This is a genomic window from Ferruginibacter sp. (assembly GCF_031391665.1).
Taxonomy (GTDB): domain Bacteria; phylum Bacteroidota; class Bacteroidia; order Chitinophagales; family Chitinophagaceae; genus Ferruginibacter.
Map to the genome: position 1 here is coordinate 1 of NZ_JANMUN010000013.1, position 26,839 is coordinate 26,839.

Below are 26,839 nucleotides of genomic sequence, written 5' to 3' on the forward strand. Positions count from 1 at the left end.
AAAAAATCCGGCTATCCTCTTTTTCTTACTGCAGCACATTTTAATATCAGGGATGTAAATGTAATTGTTGATGATAAAATTTCGGGTATGTATTATTCTAACAACGTTACAAAACTTGGTTTAAGTAATGTGCTGTTTAGCCTGGCCCAATCTACGGCAACTGCTGATACCATTTTATTGGACAGTTCTACTATCAGATTTACTAATCCAAAAAATAAAATCGCAGCCAGTAAAGCAACTGATACCACCATCGTTCCATGGATGATAAATGCAAAGCAAATTTTGCTTTCAAACAACAATATAAAATTTGATGATAACAACTTACCTGCAAAAGATGGTTTTGATTTTGGACATTTTGATGTAAAAAATTTGGGTGCCAATATTGCAAATTTTAATTACTCGGTAAATAAAACGGCAGCTCTTATAAATCAACTTCAATTTAAAGATACCAGCGGTTTTCAAATGGATACGGCACATGCAGATTTTTTAATGACCGACACTATTTTTTCTGCTAAAGACCTTTATGTAAAAACTCCCAAAAGTTTAATTCAGGATTTTATTGAAATTAAATACGACAGCATTGCAACCATTACAAAAAATCCACGTAACAGTTTACTTGCTGCCACACTTAAAAATTCTACCATTGCTTTTAACGATCTATACTTACTGGCTCCATTTCTTAAAAAAACATTTCCTCCTGCACAGTTTGCTAATAACCTTTTAAATTTTAATACAGAATTACGGGGCAACCTTGCTATGGTATATTTACCTTTTTTACAATTGTCTGGTTTATCGGGCAGCAATATAAATGCACATGGCACATTATACAATTTAACTGATGCAGCAAAATTTAATTATGATTTGTATATAGATAGAAGCTTTATTAAAAAAGTTGATCTGTTAAAGTTTGTGCCCAAAGAAAATCAGCAATTACTGTCGCAAGTGCCGGCAACGATAAATCTTAGCGGCAAAATTAGCGGCAATAGAAACGAATTGCTTTCAAATATAAAAGCCAGCGGCAAAGGCTTTGCAGTAAACGGAAAAATAAATTTAAAAAATATTTTAAACCCCACTGCATTGCAATATGAGGTGGCGCTGGGTACAAGCAGTTTTGACAAAAATTTTATCATGGGATTTATCCCGGCTGGCAGTTTACCACCGCAAATAAATTTGCCTGAGAAAAATATCATCAGTGGTAAAATATCAGGCAATATCAACAACCTTACCGCCGATGCAAAAATAGATGGCAGTTATGGCCCTGCAACTGTAAAAGGTTTTATTAAAAATGTAAAAGATCCTGAAAGAGCAGTATATGACCTTATAATTACCGCCAATAATTTTGCCATTGGCAAACTAATAAGCCAGGATAGTATTTTAGGAAATGTTACGGGAACATTTAAAGCAAAAGGCACAGGCTTTAATTATAAAACCATGCGATCGGATATTACTGCGGCTGTAAACCAATTGCAATACAATAAATATAATTATCAAAACGCCAATGTAAACGCAGTTTTTAATGCAGGATATATAGACAGTAAAGGAAACATTAACGACAGCAACCTGGTACTGCAGTATGATTTAAAGACAAATGTAAAAAACGAATACCCCACTCTAAATGGTTTTGTAAATGTAGATACCGCACAATTACAAAAACTACATTTATATAATGATACACTGAATTTTTCTCTCTCTGCAAATATAAAAGCGGATAATTTACAACCCCGCCAGCTGGATGTAAATACCATAATCGACTCTGTAAAAATGCAGTTGGGTAAAAACTTTTATGCATTAGATACACTTTCGTTGTTAGCTGCTTCAGCCGATGGAAAAGATGATATAACCTTTAATGCTCCCTTTGCCAATGTAAATGCTGCTGGCGCTTTTGATTATGATAAAGTGGGTGATGCTGTTATTCAATATATTAATCACTATTATAAAATCGCAACTCCAAAAAGTACTGCAGCTATCGATAATCAGCAGGTAAACTTTAAAGGCACTATAAAAAAACATCCATTTCTTATTGGTGTTGTGCCGGGTTTAAAAGATTATGAAGACCTGAGTTTTACTGGCAGTTTTGCATCGGCCTATGCAGACAGTGCATTAAATATTACCGCTGCCCTTCCCTATTTGAATTACGAAAATAATACGGTTAGAAATGGCAACATGACCATTGCATCAAAAAACGAACGTATTAATTATGTTGTAAATTTTGATACTCTAAACTATGCAGCCAATACATTTTACGGCACCAAATTAAATGGCAGCGCTGCTAACGACAGTATTTTAATTAATGCACAAACACAGGATAATAAAGCAAGAGATTGGTTCGGCCTGAAAGCATCTTTTTACAGCAAAGATGATTATTACTCTTTTAGTTTAAAAGACAGCTTGCTTTTAAATTATGAAAAATGGAAAGTAGCTTCTGATAATTATATCAAATATTCACCGTCGGGATTGATCATCAATAATTTTTCTATTACCAGCGATACCAGCAAAATTTTTATCAGCAGCAGGCAGCCGGTTAACAATAGCCCTATTGATGTTTTAATAGATAATTTTAATTTAAAAAGTATCAGTTCCATCATTAATAACGATACCATTTTTGCCAGTGGAATAATGGATGCTAAAATTGAAGTGAATGATCTTAATAAAAAATTACCGGCATTTACCGGTAATCTTACTATTGCCAGCCTTGCCATAATGCAACAACCATTGGGTGATGTTACTGCCTTTGCACAAAAACAATCGGAAAATAATATTACTGCTACCATTGCATTAACAGGAAATGAAAACGACGTAACTGCAAAAGGAAATTATTATTTGAATAACGAACTGCAGGAGTTTGACGCAAACGCTGATATAAAAAAATTAAACATTGCCACATTACAGGGTTTTACAGGCGGTGCAATAAAAAATGCCAAAGGAAATGTTTGGGGCGATTTTACTGCATCAGGAAAATTTGCCGAACCAAAATGGAAAGGCAGCTTAAATTTTGACACTACCAAATTTACAATTACACAATTAGGCACCGCATTTAAAATCGACAATCAAAAAATCACTTTCGATCATCCTGCGGTGAAGCTGGATAATTTTATTGTTCGTGATTCTTTAGATCATCAAATGAAAATTGATGGATCAATAACAGTTAACAGATCAAAAATATTTGATGTTAACCTCGATATTAATGCAACCGATTTTATTATACTCAATGCGCCAAAAGCTATCAACAACGAGTTGTATGGCTTTGCATCAATTGATGCCAACATTTCTGTAACCGGTAATGCTGTTTCTCCGGATATACAGGGAGATATTTATGTAAATGATAACAGCAATGTACGCATTGTAGTACCCGAAAGAAGTTACAGTAAAGATGAAGGCAAAACGATCGTTCGTTTTATCGACCGTGATACTTTTGATATCAACCCTCCTGTTATCCCTTTTGTGGAAGCAAAAGAAGTACAATCAAATTTTGCTCAATTCCTCAATTACAATTTAAATATAGAAGTACCTAAACGAGCCGCTTTAACTATTCTTATCGATCCTTCCACCGGCGATGAAATAAAAGTGCAGGGAGACGCACAATTAAATGCTGGTGTGGATCCTGGTGGAAATATTGTACTGGCAGGAAACTATGAATTAGATAATGGTTATTATTTATTTAATTACCAGTTTTTACAACGAAAATTTACATTGGTAAAAGGCAGCAGTATTTATTTTGCCGGCGAACCATTAAGGGCAAGGATAAATGCTACAGCTGCATACACAGTAATTACTTCTGCAAAAGATCTTTTGGGTAACGAAGTGGGAAGTGTTGATCCTTTGCTTGCTAATTCCTTCAATCAAAAAGTTCCTTTTAAAGTTATTCTATATTTATCAGGAGTATTAAGCAGGCCGGAAATAAAATTTGACATTCAACTGCCGGATGAAAATTCGGTTATCGGCAGCGATTTAAGAACCACTATAGAAAATAAACTTACTCAAATAAGAGGCGATGAATCTGCCACTAACAAACAGGTTTTTTCATTATTGTTATTAGGAAGATTTACCGGTGAACAAAGCAGCGACTTTTTTAAAGGTAATGGCGACGACTTTAATGATATTGCCCGCCAGAGTGTGAGCCAGTTTTTATCATCGGCTTTAAATGAAATTGCTGGCAATTTATTAAAGGGTGTTGATATTGATTTGAATTTAAACAGCTACCGTGATTATACTAATGGTGGTAATGACCAGCGCACCGATCTTAATGTAGCACTAAGCAAAACTTTTTTAGATGATAAGTTAACAGTAAGCATTGGTAAAAATTTTGGAGTACAAGGGCAAAACGCAGCAGATAAACAAAACAACAGTTTTATACCCGATGTTACCATTGGTTATAAACTTACCAAAGATGGAAAATATTTATTGAGGGCCTATCGTAAAAATCAATTTGAAGTGGTGATTGATGGTTATGTGGTAGAAACAGGTGTGGGTTTTGTTGCCACCATCGATTATGAAAAGTTTAATGAATTATTTAGAAGAAAAAAGAAGTAGCATATAATAAGTGTACATGAAAATTAAGTATTTAATAGCATTATTTTTTTTAGCGGTGTTAACTTCCTGCAGTGTGCAGCGTTTTTTACCCCCAGGCGAAAAATTGTACAGGGGCTCCACCGTAATAGTTAAAAAAAATCCTGATGTTAAAACCACCAGCCGAAATTTAAAAAAACAGTTAAAGCTTGCCGTTACACCAAGGGCAAATAAATTTTTATTTGGCCAGCCTTACAAAGTTTGGTGGTGGTATAAAATTGGCGAACCCGATCCTGAAAAAGCTGAAAAGGGTTTACGTTCATTTTTAAGAAAAAGATTGGGAGAAGCACCTGTTCTAAGCAGCAGGGTTAATGCAAAAGTTACTGCAGAAAATATGCAGTCCTTTATGGAAAACACAGGATACTTTCATACCACTGTACAGGGCGACACTGTCAACAGCGGATATTTTACCAAAGCCATTTATACAGCACAGGTACAGCCGCAGTACAAAATAAAAAGTATTACCTGGGTAAGTGACAGTTCAAATCTTTTAAAATTATTACAGCAACGTCAAAAAAATAATGGCATTTTAAAAACCGGGCAAGCCTATCGCTTAAGCGACATCAGCGCAGAGAGAGACCAGCTGGATCTTTTTTTAAAAACCAAAGGCTATTATTATTTTAATCCTGATTATTTAATGGCTTATGCCGACAGCACTATTGGTAACCGTGAAGTAGCATTGTATTTAAATGTAAAAAAAACTATTCCGGAACAGGCAAAACATGCTTTTAAAATAAATGAAATTATAGTTTTTCCCAACTACACATTAATTTCTCCGCAATTAGATACCAGTTTATATGGTGCTAACCGTTTTGATAATTTAATAATTAAAGACACCACAAAAAAATTCAATAATCGCCTGTTTGCACAGAACATTACTTACAGGCCCGGCAGCCTGTACAACAGCCGTTCGCAAAATACAACGCTCAATCGCTTTATCAATATCAGTGCTTTTAAATTTGTAAAAAACAGGTTTGAAGCAATAAAAGATTCCGGCGATTTGCACCGCATGAATGTGTATTATTATTTAACTCCTGCAAAAAAGAAATCGCTCCAGGCATCCATTGATGCTTTTTCAAAAGAAAATAATATAATTGGATCCCAGGTAAGTGTTAACTGGAAAAACAGGAATATTTTTCATGGTGCCGAATTGCTTACCATAAAAGCATATACCGGTTTTGAAGTTTCTTTTGCAGATTCTCTCCGCAATAATAACAGTTATCGAGTTGGTGGGGAGGTTAGCATAAAATTTCCACGGTATGCCATTCCTTTTTTCAATTTAAAAGAAAATAATTTTTATCCGCCTAATACCAATTTATTGTTGGGTTACGAACTATACAGAAGGCAATTATTTTACACCAAAAATTTATTTCGCCTGCAATACGATTTTACCTGGAAACAAAATATAAGAAACGAATTTACTTTTGCACCATTTTCATTAAGCTATCTTAATGCTACCGGGGTTACAGATACTTTTTACAAACAGGCATTAATTACACCAGCCATTTTATTAAATGTTTATTCAGAAGCTATACTGGGCACTTACTTTTCGTACACCTACAACAGTGCACAGCGCAACAGAAAAAATAAAATTTATTTTAATGCCAGTTTAGATCTGTCGGGTAATATTGCCGGTTTAATTACAGGTGCAAAACGTTTTAGAGAAAAAACAATTTTCGGTACCCCGTTTGCACAATATGTAAAAACAGATTTTGATTTGCATTATACCAGGGCATTGCCCAACAAATGGGATTTTGCAAACCGTATTCAACTCGGCATTGGCATGCCTTACAGCAACTCCGCTTTGCTTCCATTTTCTAAACAATATATTATTGGTGGATCCAGTTCTATACGTGGCTTTAGAATAAGAAGTTTAGGACCGGGAACTTATAAACCTACAGCAGAAAATCAACGCTTCTTTCAAATTATTGGTGGCGATTACAAAATACTGTTCAACTCCGAATTAAGAATTCCGTTTACCCCAAACATAAGTGGTGCTATTTTTTTTGATGCAGGAAATATCTGGACGAAGGACACTTTACTTTTTGGCCCTGCAGGAAAATTAAGTAAAAATTGGTATAAAGAAATTGCCGTTGCATCCGGCTTTGGAATTCGTTTTGATGCTACAGTGTTGATCATTCGTGCTGACTTAGGCATCCCATTAAGAAAACCTTTTTTACCAGATGGACAAAGATGGGTACTGAATCAATTTGATTTTGGCAGTGGTGCATGGCGGAGAGATAATCTTATTTTAAACATTGCATTAGGGTTGCCATTTTAGGATGGCAATATTATAAAAGTTATTATGAAAAAATCAATAAAAATTGCAGGTGTTATTTTGGTTGCAGCACTTTTTGGCGGCTGGATTTACTGGCAGCAAATTAAAAAAGGTTTTATAAAAGATAAAATAGCAACTGCTGTTAACAATGAAACCGACAGTTTATATTTTATTAAGTACGACAGCTCATCAATTGATGAGATTAATGGCAATGCTTCATTTTATAATGTGGCTTTGCAATCCGATTCTTTGCAAAAACAATTGGCAGATTTTGACACCTCATCTTCCACTACTGTTTACAATATTCATATTGATGAGTTGACCGTTAAAGGTGCTAATATCCCCGGGCTTATCAGCAGTACCGCCATTCAGGCAAAATCAATACTCATACGGCACCCTGTAGTGTATATTATTAATTCTGGTAAAAAAGAAAAAGACACATACAGTTCTTACGATACGCTGGCTATTTACGAAAAAATGCTGGGGAAATTTAAAAGTATCCGGTCTGAAGAAATAAAGATAGAAAATGGAGTGATAAATTTTTCCGATAAATCTGGCGAGCCGCACACTTCACTAAAAGATGTTTCAGTAGTGTTGAAAAATTTCAGGATAGACAGCACAAAAGATTATCAGAACGTGATCAGCTATTTTGTAAAAGATATGGTGGCAAAAGTTAAAGAGGTGTACATTAAAACAGGGAATAATATTGCCACTTTTACAGATGTTGAATACAATGCCCCGGAAAAATTAATACGCCTTAAAAAATTTCAACAAAAAAATAAAGATGGAAAAGTGATTTTTGATATAAATAATACTTTGCTCACTGATATTTCGACAGATGCATTTATTTTAAAACAGCAATTAAAGGCAGAGGAATTTAAAAGTGATGGCGGCCTGCTGACTTTTTACCGAACAAAAAACAGCAGTAACGATGCTGCCAACGATAAAATTGAAATTGATAATAATTATTTTGATGAAGCTTTGTTAAATAAAATTTCTATTGGCAGCACAAAATTACTTGTGTATGATAAAAAAAATCCTGCGGCTGCGCCATTTACACTTACCAATGTAAAATTTAATGCGGTCGATATTCAAAAATTATCTTCAGGTGTAACCATAAAAAATTTAATTAAAACCAGCAGCTGGGCATTATCGGCAGATGGCTTTTCTTATCCGTCAGAAGATAAAAATTATAAAATGAATGTAGGCGCTTTTGATATCAACAGCACCCGATCAACATTAAACATCAGCAGTTTTGCCGTAGTACCACAGCTTACCGAAGCTGCATTTTCAAAAAGTATAAAATACCAGGCTGACCTGTACAATATCACTTTAAAAAATATTGCACTAAGTGGAGTTGAAATAAAAACATTGATCGCAGAAAAAAAACTGCTGGCCGATATGGCAAGCCTGCAACTCAACTTAAAAGTTTTTAACGACAGAATGGTTACCCCCAACCCGGCAAGCAAAGTGGGTAAATATCCCCACCAGCTTTTGAAAAAAGTAAAAATGCCGGTAAGCATAAAAAAAATAATAGTAAAAAACAGTTATGTAGGTTATAAAGAAAGAGGTGCGATATCAGAAAAAACCGGTACTGTATTTTTTAACAACGTAAATGGTACAGTTACCAATGTAACCAATATTAAAAATGCTATTGCAAAAAATGGAATGATGACGGTAAATGCAACAGCTTCATTTTTGGGAGTGAGTAATATTCAAACTAACTGGCAGTTGCCTTTAAATACTGCTAATGGGGCTTTTACAATTTCAGGCACAGGAGGCAGTTATGATGCAACTGCATTAAACCCTGTGTCGGAACCGTTGGGAATGGTAGCTATAAAAAAAGGCAAATTTAATAAATTAACTTTTAATTTAAGTGGCAACGATCTTATGGCAAAAGGCACTTCTACCCTGCTGTACGAAGATCTTAAACTTAATGTGCTTAAACCAGATTCGCCTGCAACCAAAAAGAAAGTGCTATTAAGTTTTGTAGCTAATTTTTTAGTAATCAACAATAATCCGCAAAATGGAGAAGTTAGAAAAAATGATGTTACACAGGAAAGAGATATTACCAAATCGTTTTTTTACCTGGTATGGAAAAGCATTTTTGCTGCCGCTAAAAAAACTGCTACAGGAAAAAATAATGGTTTGTGATCAATCAATCAATCACTATAAAAATGAAGAATTCAATTTGTTTAAGTAAACTTTTTTTATTGCTTCTTATTGCATGCGTTTGTATTCCACATAATGTAAAAGCGTATTCTGTTCTTACGCATGAAGCAATAGTAGATGCCAGTTGGGAAAAATCGCTTAAGCCATTATTGTTAAAAAAATATCCGGGCATCACGGATTCTATTTTAAATATTGCACACTCTTATGCATATGGCGGCGCCATTGCACCGGATATGGGTTATTTTCCTTTTGGCAGTCATTTATTTACAAACCTGGTGCATTATGTACGGAGCGGCGATTTTGTAGAGGCGCTGATTGATGAGGCACAAAATGTAAATGAATATGCTTTTGCATTAGGTTATTTAAGCCATTATATGGCCGACAGGTACGGTCATTTAATTGGCACCAATAAATGTGTACCGGTAGTTTATCCGAAGATGAAAGAAAAGTTTGGTAATGTTGTTACTTATGAAGACGATAAAATTTCTCACAAACGAATTGAATTTGCATTTGATGTACTGCAAACTGCAAAAGGAAATTATGCATCCATTGCTTACAGAAATTTTATAGGCTTTAATGTATCCCTTCCATTACTGGAAAAAGCTTTTCTTAAAACTTACGGGCTTGATATTAACGATGTGTTTCGTAATATTTCCGTTTCTATAGAAACATTCCGTTGGTCAGTAAAAAATTTATTCCCTTTCATAACAAAACTTACCTGGTCGATTAAAAAAAAAGAAATACTAGCTGCACAACCTACAGCTACCAGCCGCAGTTTTAAATACAAAATGAGTAAAGCCAATTATAAACACGATTTTGGTGGCAGCCATAACCAACCCGGCTTTTTTACTAAAAGTATATCATGGTTAATTTTTGTGTTGCCAAAAGTGGGGCCATTGCGCCCATTAAAAATTAAAGCTCTTGATGCTGATGCAGAAAAAATATTTATTAAAAGTTTTGATACTGTTTTATTACAATACAATGCCGCAATAAAAATTTTAGCTAATGGAAAAGTAAAACTTACCAATATAGATTTTGATACCGGCAGCGATACTGCACCGGGAGAATATGATATGGCCGATGCAGCTTACAACAGCCTGCTTTTACAATTGCATAAAAACAAATTCAAGGGGGTAGATAAAGATGCAAAGATGAATATAGTTGACTTTTATAAAAACTCAAAAGCTCCCACAACAAGAAAAGGTAAAAGAAAATGGGCAAAAGTAATGACGGCATTAGAAGAGCTTAAAGTATACACTGTTATTTAAAAAACAATAATTGGAATATTTGGAAATATTCATACCTATTATTTCACCAGTAAATAATTTTAATACATCTTTATTAAAAAAAGCGTTATCGCAAATCTAACAGGTGGAAAATAGTCTATTGCAAGTTTTTAAAGAATATCCACATCTTGCTGCTGTAATAAGCATCGGTATAAGTATAATTATTGCAGTATTAGGCTTTATACCCAGTGTATTTATTACTGCAGCCAATATTTTATTTTTTGGATTTTGGAATGGTACACTCATTTCTTTTGCAGGAGAAACTATTGGTGCCGCTATTGCTTTTATATTATACCGTAAAGGATTTAAAAGAATTACTTCAAATAAGCTTCAACAATATCCAAAAGTAAAAAGACTAGTTGATGCCGAAAATAAAGAAGCATTTTACCTGATATTTTCTTTACGCCTTATTCCTTTTGTTCCCTCGGGATTAATAACATTTGCTGCTGCCGTAGGTAAAGTATCTTTTATTATTTTTTGTATTGCCAGTTCGTTAGGCAAATTACCAGCCTTGCTTATGGAAGCATATGCAGTTTACGAAGTTACCAGTTTTGGGTGGCAGGGTAAATTGCTTTTAGCAGTATTGGCAGTTGGGTTATTATTTTGGGTGATAAAGAAAAAAAAATAATTGCACTGCAAAAATTTATTCAATACTTTCTATCACATAATTATTATCGTTAATTGCTGTTGTGTCACCTGCCTGCAAGCCCATCAATTTTATACCTAATGGCGATAGCGGAGACAAAGCAATTACATGTACACCCTCAACTATTGCTTTACCCAAAGCAATGCTTAAAAACAAATAGCCCTTGTTAGTTTTAATTAGGCTGCCGTGTACAATTATTTTTGCTGTTATTGAAGGGTTTATTTTTTCCAGCGCATCTTTTTGAGCAATCGCCTCCTTCATTTGCCCTCTTGTATTGGCCTGCTCAATCTGCAGCATTGCCAATGCAGTTTCATGTTTATCCCCTGCGGTGCTTTTAGTTTCGTTGCTGCCACTTTCTTTTAAATCGTCCAGCACTTTTTGCAGTTGCTGCACTTTATCATTTATTAGTTGCAGGTAATGGCTGTATATCTTTTGCTTGAATGTCATAAATAATTTAGTAACAAAAATAATGTTCGCAAACTAAACTTCGTTGCAAAAGATTAATTATCTGCAATAAAAAACAATTTAACCTTCAGCGGAAAAATCATGTATATTACAGATACAACTCTTTAATTTTATGAGGAACTTTTATATCTTTTTTGTTATATCTTTTTTTAGCTGTAATTATATATCGCAAAATGATGTTGCAGAAAACGAAATTGATACTGCTCAGCATAATATTGCAGACAGTATTATTGAAAAAGCAAAAATTAAATTTACCGATTCAGCTGATAAAGTACCTGTCAACAATATAAATTCTATAACTGATAGTTTTCCTCAAACATTAATTACCTATGCTAAAACTTTAATTGGCACTCCTTATAAATATGCATCTGTAAATCCTGCCGAAGGCTTAGACTGTTCTGGTTTTATTACAACTGTATTTAATCATTTTAATATTAAAGTTCCCCGGTCATCAGTTGATTTTACAAATTATGGAATTACTGTAGATTCAGCTGCTGCAAAACCCGGCGACTTGATTTTATTTACCGGCACCGACAGTCTGAGTACCATTGTTGGACACATGGGAATAATTACAACCACAGATGATGGAGTTATTAATTTCATTCATTCCACATCAGGCAAAGCTTATGGCGTGGTTATTACCCAATTAAATAATTATTACAGAAAAAGATTTGTAAAAATTGTCAGAATTCCTTTTTATAATATTGATTGATGTTTTATCAGGCTGCATAAACAACATCTTAAAATTAAATTTGTATTTATTCCTGTCACCTGTAAAATAATCAATTAACTGCATTATTTTTACACCCATCATTAACTATTATTTTATGCAAAGCAAACTCCTCTTCTCTGTTACAGCAGTAACTGCTATTTTTTTTGGTTGCTCAGGCAACAGCAATACCGCAAAAAATGAAAATATAAAAACAAGCGGCGATACCACTTCCACTACAGCTGCAGCAATTAAAATGCCCAATGCACATTACAAACCTGCTTTTGAAGGGCAAACAAGAATTAAAGCCGTTACAACTACCACTGCTTATAAGGTAGAAAAAATTGCAGAAAAACTGGGAAGACCCTGGGCAATTATTGCATTACCCGACGGAAAATTACTGCTAACAGAAAAATCGGGTTATATGGAAATACACAATGCTGATGGGGCATTGGTAAAAAAAATAACAGGTTTTCCTAAAGTGGATGACAATGGCCAGGGTGGATTATTAGATGTAGCATTGGATCCTGAATTTGCAACGAACAAAACAATCTACTGGTCATTCTCCGAAAAATATGGCAAAGGCAATCTAACGGCAGTGGCTAAAGGGCAATTGAATGAAAATGATTCCATGATTAAAAATCCAAAGGTAATTTTTAGAGCCACACCCGAATTGAACAGTGAGTATCATTTTGGCAGCCGCCTGATTTTTGATAAAGAAGGATACCTTTTTGTAAGCAGCGGCGAAAGATCGGTACTGGAAGGAAGAAAACAATCACAGTGGCTTAACAGCGGCATGGGTAAAATATTTAGAATTACAAAGGATGGCAAGGCTGCTCCCGGCAACCCTTTTATCAATCAATCAACAGCTAAACCAGAAATTTATTCTTATGGTCACCGCAATCCGCAAAGTTTAGATTTTAATCCAGTAACAGGCGATTTATGGGAAGCAGAATTTGGACCACAGGGCGGCGATGAGCTTAATATTATTAAACCGGGTAAAAACTATGGCTGGCCAATAATTACTTATGGTATAGAATATAATGGCAGTAAAATTGGCGACGCTATTCAGCAAAAAGAAGGAATGGAACAACCGGTATATTTTTGGGATCCTGTACTTTCTCCAGGAGGAATGGTTTTTTATACCGGCGATGCAATCCCTGAATGGAAAAACAATCTTTTTATTTCTGGCCTGAGCAGCACACGTATTGTAAGATTAGTAATTGAAAATAATAAAGTGGTAGGTGAAGAAGCATTACTAACCGACCAAAAAGAAAGGATACGGGATATAACACAATACAACGGTGTTTTATATGCTGTTAGTGATTTTGGTATTTTATTCAGGATAAGTAAAAAGTAAATTGGAATAATTTTATTTTTATACAAAACATCCCTTCATTAATTACTGAAGTGATGTTTTATTTATTGAAGAGTTATACCAAAAAGTAAATCAATTAAATTTTACCACTTCAAAATCGCTGCCATGCACCTGCCCCAGTTTTCGCAGGTCGTCATTATTCCATCTTTCATCGGGTGCACCAGTTATGTACAAATTGCTGCCAATATCAGCAAGTATCAATCCATACTTTTTCATAGCACGTAAAATAATTTGATTGGTAGCCGAATAATTACTGATATCAAAATTTTCTTTCAATCTTATTCTTGCACCAAAAGGCAAACTGTATTGCCCGCCGGTGCTGTTTACTTTATGGCGTGCCGGAAAAATGTAGGCAGGTTTTACATTGCTGTTGGTTAATGTAAATCTTATTGGATGATCAATTACTCCTTTTAAAATTTCATCGTAGCGCACCAGCCCAGGAAAAATTGGTAAGCCTGCAGCATCAGCAGATGTCCATGTTTCGGGCCTGAGTTGATTAGAGTTAAGATTAAAAATTGCACCAGAAGATGCATCCCAATGGTTACCATTAACTCTGGCATAAAAAAGTTCGTACAAAATTTTATTTTCTATATCCACTGCAATAACGTGTGCATCGCCACTGCCATTTCCTTCAATGGGTGCTGATAACGGCATGGGATAAGGGCCGGCATCACTTTCATCGCCATAGTCGGTAAAGTTTATAGGTATTTTTGGCTGATTGCCGCATACAACGATATAAGGAATACCAATTGGTGCACCCTGCCATAGTCCACTTCCAAAATCAGCCTTAATTACAGGAGTTGAAATACCTGAGATAATTTGTGTGTTGTATGGATCAATGGGTGAAGCAGAAATATCTTTATTCCATGGATTATCTGCAGGAAATATTTGTATGTTTTCAGCGGCAGCTTTTGTAGCGGTGCATGTTATGCTGCCTCCCCCGCCATTATCTGGTGGTGTTGATATTTTTTTATCAATTTTATTTTTGCTGCATGATGCAAATAATAAAATACAAATAAATAAAGAAGATGAGAAAACGACTGAGCGTAATATATTTTTCATGAGGATTGAATTTAAACACCTGCTCAGTCACAAAAATTACGCCAATGAAGAAGAGCTTAATGATAATTACTGTAAAAAGTATTTTTACTAAGTAAAGAAGTTGTATTTACAAGTTTATTCCCAGCCTTATGTCGAAAAAATCTGCATTATCGCTGTTGGCTTTTAAGTTAGCGCCAATAGTAAAACGATTGTTGATATTGTAGTCCAAACCCCAACGGTGATAAAAATTCGGAAGAAAATATATTTTATTATAAAATGCAAAACCTATCTGCTGACTAAAATGTACTTTACCTAAAAGAAAAACATGCCCGCCATGTATGCCTGCAACTACACCTGATGTTATGCGTTTTACATTATCATCCTGTTTAAAATTATTATAATAAATTTCGGTACCTGCAGTTACAGCACTTGCACCACCAATTTGTTTTGTAATTTTTGCAAATGCACCGAAAGCATATTTTCTTTGCGCCATCCATTTTTCAAAATAGCCCTGGTAAGGCACATAAAAAACACCTGCCTGCACATTTGCTTTTTTATCTTTCCAAAATTTATTATGTACCCGTTTATATTTTGGCAAAGTATTATTGCCGGGGTAATAATGCATGCTTAGTGCAGCTGTTACCCAGTTAATACCTTTGTTGGGTTGTTGTATATTGCCATTGGAGATATGGTGAAAATTAGTTTGTAAACCAGTACTTAAATGTTTTGATAATTGAAAATTTAAACTGGTTCCTAAATGCATATACGGGTTTATGTGTAAAGCATAATTATTGTTAGTTGGATTTTTTTCAGCATCATTAGGATTACTTAGGTAAGCAACACCAACAGATGCTCTCACACCAAATTGCACCTTTTTTAAAATGCGGTATTGCGGCTCAATAAACCGTGAGGCAATAACGGCATGCCCTAATAGTGGCAGATCATAATTAAAATAACTTAAAGCCCAACCGGTTTTTACGTAAGCACTGCTGATATTAAAAGAAGCGAAATTAGTTTGATGCTTAGCCCATTCCAGTTCAAAACCAAATGGGTTGGCATCTAAAATATTTTTTACCGATTGAGTATGTACCACAGTTTGCCCCGTGTATAATTTTAACCCAAAATTTACCCGGGCAGAATCATCCTGTGCTACTACAGGTAAGCTGTTACAAATTATTAAAATTAAAATTATACAACGCATCATTATAAATTGTTAGGGATAGATACGTTCATTTAATGTTGACAGATTTAAGGAAGATGGAAATAAGAAATTAAAAGGCCAGCAATAATTTTCCAATACCGGCGAATTTGCTTACACGAAGTTTAATTTTGGTTTACATCCCCACTAATAAAAAGATGATTTATTTTAGCGATACCAATTAAAAAATATTGTAAGTAACCCCATTTATTTTTTGAATAGTTGCACTCGATTTCATTTCGCCCTGATATTCTTTACGGTCAAATTCATTATACCAGCTGTATAATGATGTGCCAATGCTTTTTATTTTTCCTTTGTTGAGCTTATCATCAAAAATAGAATAATAAGTAAGCGAAGTGTTACTAATGGATTTTAATTTCCCCCTGAAATATTCATTATCATAAGAAGCATAATACGCAATAGAAAGATGCCCTGCTGATTTTAATTTGCCTTTATAACTTTCATTGTCATAATCCATATAATAATCCAGAGCAACAGCGCCAATTGTTTTTACCTTTCCTCTTTGTGCATCGGGCATTGATGATGTAAAATAGGTAATGTTGCAGGCGCCAACACTCTTTACTTTACCCCTTATAGCTTCGTCAGCATCCTGGCTGTAATAATCAACCCTTCCCATATAAGGATCAAGTTTTCCCTGGTAATAACCATTACGTCCCTGTTGCATTTCTACTCCCCATTCCAAAACCCTTCCATCTGGTGTTACTCTAATTATAGCTTGTTGATCTGTAAGAAAACTAAATGACGAAAGTGATGTTGCGCCTGATAAAGTAACTTGACTAAGGGATTGTGAAAAAGAAATTACTGTAACCAGAAAGAATGCTATTAATAAAAAAAACCTTTTCATAAACCTTAATTATGCTGTGAAATTATAAAACTTTTGGTAACCTGCAGTTATAACAAAAAGATGCAGCGTTTGCTGTATAAATGAAATATTTAAATACAACCCATTAAACTGTTATTGTTTTACGCAACTGATACCAATGCGCTTTTGTAATAGTATAAATATAATCCAGCTTGGCAGCTTCACCATAATAAGTCGTTTCGGCTTCGCCGGTTTTTATTGCGCCCAATCTTTCTAAAGAAATTTGAGACCGTTTATTAACTGCACCGATATAAAAGGTAACCCTGTCGACAAACTGAAATATATGATCGAGCATTAATTTTTTTAGTGCATAATTATGTCCGGCACCCCAATGGCTGCATACAAAAAAAGTGTAACCGATAGAAACCGTATTTTTTTCGGCATCGTAATCACTGTACCTGCTGCTTCCTATAACTTCATTTGTCCGGGCATCTCTTACTAAAAAAGCACCTCCTGATTCTATGGCACCTTTAAAATAATTTTCAAACTGCTGCCGCTGGTAGCGGTATTTATTGGGATGCTGTTGCCATATTAATGGATCGGAAGCCGCACTGTATAGAATATCAAAATCGGCTGGTTCAAGTGGTGTAGCTATAACCAATTCATTTTTGAGTAAAGGCTGAAAATTAATTGTGGGAGAAAGCATAGTCGGTTATATTGTAATAATTTATTGTACAAAGTTACAGTCTGTAACAACGAATATTAATATAAGATTGTGGCGGTGTTAAAGTAAGTTAACCAAGTAAGGTTACGCTAACATGCCACAGTAATTAATAGTAATATCGACTGCATTTAACAGTAAAAATATATTTAGAATTGTGTTCAAATCAATGAGCCCGGATATAATTACTGTAAAGTATCAGCGTAGCAATTTGCAATATTTGGGGCTGATTTGAAGATTAAAAGGTATTCTTTTTATTATTTTTCTGATCTCAAATAAATATTTTGCATTGATTTTCAATACTTTTTAAATAATCTTACCCAACTAAAAAGAAATTTTTAATCATAAACCATTGAAAATCAAACATCATAGTAATTTTACGGTTTTTTTGCAAAAAAAGTCGCAAAACCTTGCATGTGTTAAATACGTACCTTATCTTGCACTCGCTTACATCTACTCTGAAATTACATAAGTACCACAAGAATTAAAGGTACCCGACTGGAAACTTACTATTACAAAAAGGGATTTTCCCTACAGTATGTTTCACCATCACAAGGTCGTTTTTCAATGTAATCAAGAGTAAGTTTAAGCGAAAAAATAACAATCTCGTACCTCTAATTTTTGGAAACAATGAAAAAAATTCTACCCTCTTACACAGTAAAAACTGTTTTTACTTTTGTCCTTTATTTACTTTTAAGCACTGTTGCAAATGCGCAAACTTACACTTCCATTTCCAATGGTTTATGGAGTAATGCTGCAACCTGGCAGGGTGGAGTTGTTCCACCAGCTTCAATTCCTTTAACAGCTGTAATAAATATTAAGCATTCCGTATCGTACGATATGGGTGGTAATATTTCCAATTACGGAACAATTAATATCACTAATCCTACAGGTGTTTCACCAAGACTTATTGTTCCCACAAGTACACAATTTGAAAATTTTCTTGGAGGAAAAATTTACATCACAAACGGCGAATACAGACAATACCGCTTTGCAGGTGGTGGTGAAACCGGTACCGCACAAAACGGCTCTTTTAAAAATACAGGCGGCTATATTAATATAGTTAACAGTTATGTAGAAGTTGCTGATGACTGGATTAATCAAACCGCAGGTGTAAGAATTTTAAAAAACAGTGTACTTACAATTGGAGGAAATTACACACTTAGTGGATTGTCGCTTGATACACTTTACGATGCTTCTGTTTCTGTTGGATGGCATGGCAATGGCGACTTTTCAGTAAATGCCGGTACGGTATATTTCCAATCTTTTAAAGCGCAATTAGCAGGCAGCAATGGCAATTTTAAGTTAAACGGAGGTATCGCAAATGGGGATATCGATTACATCACTTTTAAAAATCATGCTACAAATACAATTGGCAATTCAAACATTTTTGCATCGGGTGGAGTAATAACTGCAGGCGTTAACTTAGATGCATACTGCGGTGGCCCATCACTTACTTTTAATCCTAACGGAAAATTTAGTGGAACGCAAACAGAAAATTGTTCATTAAATTATTTTCCTGCAACAATCGCTTCACAGGGTCCGGCTAAATTAAATTTTACTATTGATCCAGTTTTAGTTTCTGGTACTGCATTGCAACTGGGCGCTGTATATAAGTATGAAGGTATAACACCGGGTGTAGACGTACTGGTAAAAATTGACAGCCTTATTGGTGGAGCCAGCATTACAAAAATTGACGATAATGCAGGAGGACTTGGATATTTAGAAGGATTTCAACCAGAAGTAAAATCAGGTTCAATTGTTGGTGAAAGCTACGCTGTATTTAAAGTTAATTTTAAAATATCTGGCAGCAATGCAAACTACACCATGAACAGCTTAAATATTACCGCTTTAGATATTGATGGCAGCAATTCACTTAAAGAATTTGATGAAATAGCATTAGGTGCAGGTGCTTCGGCAGTGTACATGGGTACAACAATGGATATTTCAATGACACAGCCTGTACTAGGTACTTTTCGTGCAATAAATATTGCAGGGGTAGAAAGAAGCGGTATTGATACAGCAAGTATAGCTAATATGTTTTCTGCAACAAATACCAATGTTTCTTCTTTTACAGTAAAATTAGGTACATTAAAAACAAATCCTTCTCAATCGCCACGCCAGTATGGAATGTATATGAAGGGTTTTGTGTATCCTAACCAGACTACTTTACCTTTAAACTTAGAATCTTTTAATGCTACTTTAAACAGCAACGGAAAAAAAGCTGATTTAAAATGGATAACCTCTTCGGAAATAAATGTAAACCGTTATGTTGTTGAAAGAAGTACAGATGCGGTAAACTTTACTGATGCAGCAGTTATTTTTGCTAACACAACAAGTACTGCCAATACATACAGCATTGCCGATAATATTGCATCAATACAGAGCGGTGTTATTTATTACCGCCTTCGTATGATTGACAATGATGGTAAATATAAAAACTCTGCAACAGTAATTATCAGGTTACGTAACTTAAATGAAAGCACCATTTCAATTCAAACTTTTCCTAATCCAACAGTAAACGATCTGCATGTTACTATACCTGCAACTTGGCAGAATAAAGAAGTATTGTATGATGTAATTAATTCAGTTGGCCAGGTAACTAAAAGAGTTAAAGCTACCAACAGCAATCAAACACAAACTATTAATGTAAATCAGCTTACACCCGGTGTGTATGTTGTAAATGTGTATTGTGGTGGTGTAGCTGTTCAGCAAAAATTTATTAAGCAATAATAATTTTATATTTTAACAAAGCCGTCTTAATAAATTAAGGCGGCTTTTTTTATATTTATTTTTTGAAAAGAAAGTATAAAATGACAACAGTAAAAATTATTTTTTGAAAAACCAAATGTATTACATTCGTATTACAGGATATACCATTCAATACCGCATTATGGCATCATTAAAAAAAAGACAAGGTTATATAAGTTGGGATGAATACTTTATGGGAGTTGCATTGCTGAGTGCACAACGAAGTAAAGACCCCAGCACTCAGGTGGGTGCTTGCATTGTAAATGATAAAAATAAAATTGTTGGCGCAGGCTACAATGGCCTTCCACTGGGTTGCGATGATAATGAATTTCCGTGGGAAAAACAGGGCGATTTTTTGCAAACAAAATATCCATACATCTGCCATGCAGAATTAAATGCCATTTTAAATAATATTGGCATGGATTTAAAAGGCTGTAAAATTTACACCGCACTTTTTCCCTGCAACGAATGTGCAAAAGCCATTATACAATCCGGCATAAGCGAAGTAATTTATCTCTCCGATAAATATGCCGGTACCGATACTGCCAAAGCATCACGGCGGATGCTTGATAAAGCAGGTGTTGACTGCCGTAAGGTTATTGCAACTGTAAATAATTTAGTATTATCATTTAATGAAGCTGATGTGTAATGGTAACCTGCCATCTTAATAAAAAAAATAAGTTGTGTGACAGCCAGTAAAGGAAACAGGAAAATATTTTCCGGGTATTTACGTTTATAGCCTGTACCAGTCTAATATAACGTGAAAAAATATTACCTTTTTCTTTTATTATTTGTGTCAGCAACACTTGCCGCACAAAAACGAGTTGACCTCGACCGTTTCAATTTTAAAGTGCAGTTTCGTAACCTGCCCAATTTAAAATTAGACAGCACTTACCGCACTTACAATGTATTGGTAAACAGTACAAAAATGATGCAGCCATTCATGCAGGATTCAGATCCTTCGAATACAGTTTTGCTGGAAGGCTGGCGAAAACTTGGGCAAGATGGCCATATTAATATACAGGTAAAACTGGAAGACCTTCTTCCTGAAACAGTATCAATAAAAGAAAGAGCAATAACTACTAAAGACAGAAATGGGGTCATCACCGGAACAAAAATTGTTTATTACCAGCAGGTGGTATATACTTTTGCTGCCACTGCACAAATAAATGATTATAAAGGCATACATGTAATGGACGAAGAACTGGCCAGCCGCAACTACAAGCAGGTGTATAACAGTCCTGAATTTGCACTGCGTCCATTAGCCGAAGGATACTTTGTACTCAATTCATTAAGTATTACAAAAGAGCTTTTCCGAAAATGCGTAAACAGGGCAATGCATTACCTGAGCGAAAGAATTACCGATAATTTTGGCTTTGCAGCAATAACCACTGATGATTTTATGTGGGTTATTGGCAGCAGGAAACATCCTGAATATGATGATGACAGAAAAGCATTTCAATTGATGAGTGAGGTACTTTTTAGTATGAACGCCAGCAAATCAATTGAAGGGGCACGTGAAAAATTAAAACCTGTGATTGATTATTTTGAAAGTATCAAAACAACTTACAGCGGTTCTAAAAAACACGATCGTAAAATTAGGTATGCCAGTTATTTTAACCTTGCTGTTTTATATTATTACTTAGATGATCCTGAGCAAATGATGCAGCAAGCCAATGGCCTTATACTAAACGATTTTCATACCGCTGTGGGTAAATCATTTCAGGAAACAGCATTGCGTTTAAAAAACCAGTTTCAGCAATCAAATATTTACACCCGGCATTTTAATATTGATCTTGACGAGTTTAAAGGCCCCAAAGAAAAGCCTTATACCGTTAATAACGATTACTGAGATTACTGAGCTTACTAACCCCAATAATATAATGGCAGCATCAAAAATTGGTGCTGCCATTTACTTAATTAATAGTTTTGCAAAAAAAAATATTTCGTTAAGAGATTATTTAAAATTCATTTCATGTTTTTTAAATAATAATTGCTCTGGCAATAATAAGCATTATAAAAATTTGCAGGCAATAAATACAATTGCCCTTACCCTTACCGGCAAAAATTTATTTTTATCTTCTGAAACAGCATACAAATTTTTATCCTGATTTATTATAAACCAGGTGGCGGCAAAATGATATGCAGTCGTTAATTAATTAAATTTAAAATAACCGACAACATGTAAGTAAGTGTGGTAAAAAGTAAAATAAAAAAAGCAAGACATACTACAATCAAAAAGGATATAGCTCTCATAGTGTTGGATTTTTTTATTAAATTCCAAAAACCATACCAACAGCCGATTTAGTTAATAAAATAACCACCTTTAAATACTTAGTAAAAAAGCAGCGTAATTTTCTTTATTTGCACTTAGTATTGTTTACAGTATTGCAAAAAGTCTGATGCAAATTTACTGCCCCATTTTGTTTTCAAACAATGCAGGCAGTTTTGTAATCCACCTCGTATTTATCCTATTACACCGTTTTATGATGCTATAAATAATTTATCTTTAGCTTATATTAATTCTAATAAATTTAATTATGAAAATTATTCTTTTTTTAGTTTTACTTTCCATTTCTTTAAATACAATTGCACAACTGCAGCCTGTTACATCAGGCGTTTATCACTGGAATGAACTTGCTGTTAAAAAAGACGGACTGCGTGAAAGCCGTAAATTATTACAAGGCACTACTGCAGAATTTGAATACTTCTCCATACATGCCACCACACAGTTTAAAGGTGCCGTGCCAAGGCCGGTGCATACACAAAAAGATATTGAAGAAGTAATTATTATAAAAGAAGGCACCATGAAATGCACCATTGGCGATACAACAGCGGTATTAGGCAAAGGCAGTGTAATTTTGATACCTCCTATGCAACCGCAAACATTCGAAAATATTGGCGACGGCCCACTCACCTATTATGTATTGCAGTTTCGCTCTAAAAAAAATATGGATATTGAAAGAAGTATAAAGGCAGGCGGTGCATTATTATTAAATCTTGATTCACTGGTTTATAAAGAAACTAATAATAAAGGTGCCCGTAAATATTTTGACAGGCCTACTGCCATGTGCAGCAATTACGAAATGCATATTACTTATCTAAAACAAAAAGGGGCCAGCCATGCACCGCATCAGCATGTGGATACAGAAGTAATTTTAGTTATTGATGGCGAAACTGAAATGACCATTGATGGAATAAATTATACCGCTGGCCCTGGTGATTTGTACATTGCCGAAAGTGGAAAAATGCACGGCATAGGTAATGCAACTGTTAAACCCTGCAGCTATTTTGCATTTAAATGGAGATAAGGCTGTAAGTATTTTTTTATTCTCTGCTTATTTCAAACAGTTCGCCATCATATAGTTTATTAATCACTACTTCAAAACCTTTTGTTTTTAAATCAGTGCCTGATTGTGTAATTAATATAGTGCCATCTATTTTTTTTACGTGGTATACTTTATCCGGTAACAAATAATTTACAGTAACCAGTTGTTTTGTTGCTGCAGCTCCATGCCTGAATATACCAACTATACCTCCAGCTTTTGTTTCTGTATTAATCCGTTGAAATCCATCCCACATTCCTTCCTTCGGCTCTCCGTAGCCGGTAAGGTCTTGCCGGTAACTCATAATGCTGTAGCTATTCTCCATCTGTTGCAGCCAGTTGGCAAAATGCCTGTATTTTTTCAAATCGTTATCCGATAATTTTCTTGGGTCGCCAAGCATTATGGGCAATGCACCTGCCAGCGATTTAATATGCAGATCCCATGCTGTATCCTGCATTTCGGGGTTACCAATTACCAATGCAGTAGCTGGCATTGCAGGCGAACGCCACCAGGCCATGTTTCTAATGCGTAAATCAACTTTTGCTTCAGGACCTAAAAAATTAGAGAGCCAGTTACCCTCTGCATGTTTCAGCATAGCATAATCAATCAATTGTAAGCCTCCCATTGTTTCAAATGTGCAATCAATAAATAAGTTAGGTTTTGCAGCATGCAGCTCATCAAACAGTTGCCAAACTCTTTCGTAGTTTACATAAAAAGATTCGTGATGGTCTTTATGCAAAGGGTGATTAGCAGCATAACAGCCGGATACTTTATTGTCAAAACGATAAGGGCTTGTTACTACTGCAAAATCAAGTTTCAAATATTCTAACCCATAATCCAGGGATAAGCGGAGCAGGATTTTTTTTATATACTCCTTCCATCCGGTACTAAAACAAGCGGAACGGGCATCGAAAGAAGTTTCCGGCTGGTGCAGGTTAGAAAAATTTCCATTAGCTCCTTTTACAAACCATTCGGGATGTTCTTTAAATACTTTACTTTTTGGTGTTGCACTACCCACACTTACCCATAGCCCGGGTTTCATACCAAGCGATTTTATATAATCGAAAACCGGCTTTAACCCGTTAGGAAATTTGGCAGAATCTATTTCCCAATCACCATAATCTTTTTGCCATCCATCGTCTATAATAAACTCTTTCATGCCTGCAGCAGCAGCCGCTTTAGCCAGTTCCATTACCAGTTTCTCATTGATGTTTGTGCCAAAAGGCACCCAGGTATTATAAACAAAAGTGGGTTTTTGTGATAATGTTTCAAGGCGGATACCCATGTGCTTTCTTATAAAATCCGGGATGGCGGTATTGATGATTTCATCAGGATTTTTGCAACCGTTATACACAGCAGTAAAAACCTGAGGAGTAGTAAAGATTTCGCCGGGTTTAATATATTTTCTGAATGGAAACCGTGAATTTTTATGTGTAAGCCCGGCGCTGATAGTTTGCTCCTGCCAGTAAACTGAAGTATGCTTTATTACCCCGGCGGCTTCGTTGCCTATAACAATACCCTGTTGCCAATCATTATCATAAATGTTAATCAGGGCATCCTGCATATTGCCATCATAGGAGCCAATAGATTTTCTGCGGCCATAATCATGAAATATCCAGCTATAAGTAGTTGGCCAGTATTCTACTACTTCAAACTTTTCTACATCCACCGATTCTAACTTAATTGTTTGAGTGGTAATATTTTTTATAACTAAATTTTTACGGATAACCGGCAAGCCGGGATACAATAAAAATTGCAGGCTGAGTTCTATTTTTTTATCTGCACTTATCAGCGTTACAGAAGCGCCATCACCCGTTTTTGCATCGGTATATTTATTAATATTTTTAAAAAACCAATTCCCCTTTCCGCTATATATTTTTCCATTAATTTCAAACTGAAAATCGGAATTGCTTTTTTCGAAGTACCAAAATTCACCAGCAACAGGTTTATACAATGTGGTGATAAATTCACCTTTTTCAGCAGGCAACTTTATTATTCTTTCCACAACACCATTAGTTAGTTTTAACTCCGTCTTTGTCCATGATGCAAATGGTTGTGCAATACTTGCTGAATAAAAATTTAAAAGACAAATAAAAAATAACAAGGAGTATTTTTTCATTTAAATTCTTTAATCTAATAATCAATTAATGGTTCACTTTTAATAAAAGTCTTTTTATTGAATAACCATATGCCGGTTAACGCTACTGTGTTGTTTCTTTAATTCTAAAATTATTTCTTTTCAATACTCTTATTCACCAAAGCCATAAACTCCCCTATCTTTTTATCATCGATCCAACGGGTTACCACCAGTAAGTCATGTTCATCATCAATAATAATAAAATTACCTCCAAACCCGGCAGCATAATACGTACTTGCAGGTACATCTTTCCATTTATTTTCGCTGTTGGTCCACCAGAGATAACCGTACGATTTGTTTGCAGCTGAAGGCTGACGGCCTTCGTGTATCCATTTAGGTGAAAGTAGCTGCTGGTTTTTCCATTTACCATTTCGTAAAAATAACAGGCCAAATCTTGCCATATCCATTGTGTTAATAAAGATGCCGCCACCATGATGGCCACCGCCACTTACCGACTGCATCATCAGCCCGTCCATATTCACAAATGCATTATCATAACCGTGCCATCGCCAGGTTGTTGATGCACCAATGGGATCCATTATTTTATTTTTAAGTACTACCGGCAGCGCCTGACGCCAAACCTGCAACAGGGAGTACGCAAGCAAATTCACCCTTACATCATTGTATTCAAATTGACTGCCGGGTTCCAAAAGTTTCCTATTTTTCCAATCATCAATATTGCCTTCTTTGGGTGGCCTGTCGGCCCAATCGCAAATGCCAAACTGGCATCCCGACCAATCGGATGTTTGCGTAAGCAAGTGCTGCCATTTTACTTTGGAATTATGCGGTCCATCATAAGTGTCATCTTTTACATAATCATTTACAGGGTCGTTTACATTTTTAATTAAGCCATTGTCTATTGCCAATCCGGTTACTGCAGATAAAAAACTTTTGGTAACACTAAAGGTCATATCAACCCTGTTTACATCACCCCATTGCGCTACAATGAAACCGTTTTTAATAACGACACCTGCAGGGCCGCCCCGCTGTTTCATGGGTCCCAGTATTTTGTAATCAGGTTCTTTGGCGTAAGCTTTAATATTTGCAATTCTTAAATCATATTCTACACTGTTTTCATTTTTTATTGCAAATGAAACCGCACTGTCTAAAAATATTTTATTCATTCCAACTTCTGCCGGATTTTTTACCAGCCATCCTGTATCAGGAAAATATAATTGTTGTGCTTTAACCGTGTTAACGAAAAGCGGAAAGTAAAGGATGAAGAAAAAATTTGCTTTACGGTTCATGTATTTGTGCATTAGATTGGTTGGGTATTATTTTTTGGTTTGAAAATTTCGGAACAGGTATTATAAGAAAAAAATAATCACAATTATTATTAATT

18 protein-coding genes are annotated in these 26,839 nt (G+C 35.1%); 11 read left to right on the forward strand and 7 right to left on the reverse strand.

Annotated elements, in window-relative coordinates; all coding sequences use genetic code 11:
* From ACY651_RS01080 to ACY651_RS01100, 5 genes are all read left to right on the forward strand, one after another.
* Positions 1-4,530: translocation/assembly module TamB domain-containing protein (locus ACY651_RS01080; RefSeq protein WP_462248825.1), on the forward strand; the 4,530-nt coding region annotated here is incomplete at its 5' end.
* 16 nt (positions 4,531-4,546) lie between these two features.
* On the forward strand, positions 4,547-6,847 hold the full coding sequence (gene tamL, locus ACY651_RS01085) for a translocation and assembly module lipoprotein TamL (protein ID WP_462248827.1): 2,301 nt from the start codon (positions 4,547-4,549) through the stop codon (positions 6,845-6,847).
* Positions 6,848-6,871: 24 nt separating this feature from the next.
* On the forward strand, positions 6,872-8,998 hold the full coding sequence (locus tag ACY651_RS01090; RefSeq protein ID WP_462248829.1) for an AsmA family protein: 2,127 nt from the start codon (positions 6,872-6,874) through the stop codon (positions 8,996-8,998).
* Positions 8,999-9,021: 23 nt separating this feature from the next.
* Positions 9,022-10,284 (forward strand): zinc dependent phospholipase C family protein, encoded by a 1,263-nt coding sequence (locus ACY651_RS01095; protein ID WP_462248831.1) that lies wholly within the window; start codon positions 9,022-9,024, stop codon positions 10,282-10,284.
* A gap of 103 nt (positions 10,285-10,387) precedes the next feature.
* Positions 10,388-10,930: a TVP38/TMEM64 family protein gene (locus ACY651_RS01100; protein ID WP_462248833.1), complete on the forward strand. Its 543-nt coding sequence runs from the start codon at positions 10,388-10,390 to the stop codon at positions 10,928-10,930.
* A gap of 15 nt (positions 10,931-10,945) precedes the next feature.
* Here ACY651_RS01100 and ACY651_RS01105 read toward each other — a convergent pair whose 3' ends face one another.
* A complete protein-coding gene (locus ACY651_RS01105; protein ID WP_462248835.1) occupies positions 10,946-11,395 on the reverse strand; it encodes a hypothetical protein in 450 nt (149 codons plus the stop codon).
* Between the two features lie 130 nt (positions 11,396-11,525).
* Between ACY651_RS01105 and ACY651_RS01110 the strand changes: the two genes are divergently transcribed.
* Positions 11,526-12,125 carry a C40 family peptidase gene (locus ACY651_RS01110; protein WP_462248837.1) on the forward strand — a complete coding sequence of 200 codons (600 nt, stop codon included), beginning with the start codon at positions 11,526-11,528 and terminating at the stop codon, positions 12,123-12,125.
* 115 nt (positions 12,126-12,240) lie between these two features.
* The gene (locus tag ACY651_RS01115) at positions 12,241-13,482 is read left to right on the forward strand and encodes a PQQ-dependent sugar dehydrogenase (RefSeq protein ID WP_462248839.1); all 1,242 of its coding nucleotides are present in this window, start codon (positions 12,241-12,243) and stop codon (positions 13,480-13,482) included.
* A gap of 90 nt (positions 13,483-13,572) precedes the next feature.
* Here ACY651_RS01115 and ACY651_RS01120 read toward each other — a convergent pair whose 3' ends face one another.
* The 4 genes from ACY651_RS01120 to ACY651_RS01135 all read right to left on the reverse strand — a co-directional run bounded on the left by ACY651_RS01120 (position 13,573) and on the right by ACY651_RS01135 (position 17,268).
* On the reverse strand, positions 13,573-14,562 hold the full coding sequence (locus tag ACY651_RS01120) for a hypothetical protein (protein ID WP_462248841.1): 990 nt from the start codon (positions 14,560-14,562) through the stop codon (positions 13,573-13,575).
* Between the two features lie 106 nt (positions 14,563-14,668).
* Entirely contained in the window at positions 14,669-15,745 is a 1,077-nt protein-coding gene (locus tag ACY651_RS01125) for an acyloxyacyl hydrolase (protein WP_462248843.1), read from the reverse strand.
* 175 nt (positions 15,746-15,920) lie between these two features.
* Positions 15,921-16,604, reverse strand: coding sequence for a hypothetical protein (locus ACY651_RS01130; protein WP_462248845.1), 684 nt, complete (start codon positions 16,602-16,604; stop codon positions 15,921-15,923).
* 103 nt (positions 16,605-16,707) lie between these two features.
* Positions 16,708-17,268, reverse strand: coding sequence for a GNAT family N-acetyltransferase (locus ACY651_RS01135; RefSeq protein WP_462248847.1), 561 nt, complete (start codon positions 17,266-17,268; stop codon positions 16,708-16,710).
* A 645-nt stretch (positions 17,269-17,913) separates the two neighbouring features.
* Here ACY651_RS01135 and ACY651_RS01140 point away from each other — a divergent pair.
* The 4 genes from ACY651_RS01140 to ACY651_RS01155 all read left to right on the forward strand — a co-directional run bounded on the left by ACY651_RS01140 (position 17,914) and on the right by ACY651_RS01155 (position 23,345).
* Positions 17,914-20,016 (forward strand): T9SS type A sorting domain-containing protein, encoded by a 2,103-nt coding sequence (locus ACY651_RS01140; protein ID WP_462248849.1) that lies wholly within the window; start codon positions 17,914-17,916, stop codon positions 20,014-20,016.
* A gap of 103 nt (positions 20,017-20,119) precedes the next feature.
* The gene (locus tag ACY651_RS01145; RefSeq protein ID WP_462248851.1) at positions 20,120-20,683 is read left to right on the forward strand and encodes a deoxycytidylate deaminase; all 564 of its coding nucleotides are present in this window, start codon (positions 20,120-20,122) and stop codon (positions 20,681-20,683) included.
* 111 nt (positions 20,684-20,794) lie between these two features.
* Positions 20,795-21,886, forward strand: coding sequence for a hypothetical protein (locus tag ACY651_RS01150; protein WP_462248853.1), 1,092 nt, complete (start codon positions 20,795-20,797; stop codon positions 21,884-21,886).
* A gap of 688 nt (positions 21,887-22,574) precedes the next feature.
* Complete coding sequence (locus ACY651_RS01155) at positions 22,575-23,345, forward strand: cupin domain-containing protein (RefSeq protein WP_462248855.1); 771 nt, start codon at positions 22,575-22,577, stop codon at positions 23,343-23,345.
* Between the two features lie 16 nt (positions 23,346-23,361).
* Here ACY651_RS01155 and ACY651_RS01160 read toward each other — a convergent pair whose 3' ends face one another.
* Positions 23,362-25,479: a glycoside hydrolase family 36 protein gene (locus ACY651_RS01160; RefSeq protein ID WP_462248857.1), complete on the reverse strand. Its 2,118-nt coding sequence runs from the start codon at positions 25,477-25,479 to the stop codon at positions 23,362-23,364.
* A gap of 110 nt (positions 25,480-25,589) precedes the next feature.
* Positions 25,590-26,744 carry a serine hydrolase domain-containing protein gene (locus ACY651_RS01165; protein ID WP_462248859.1) on the reverse strand — a complete coding sequence of 385 codons (1,155 nt, stop codon included), beginning with the start codon at positions 26,742-26,744 and terminating at the stop codon, positions 25,590-25,592.
* Positions 26,745-26,839: the final 95 nt, after the last annotated feature.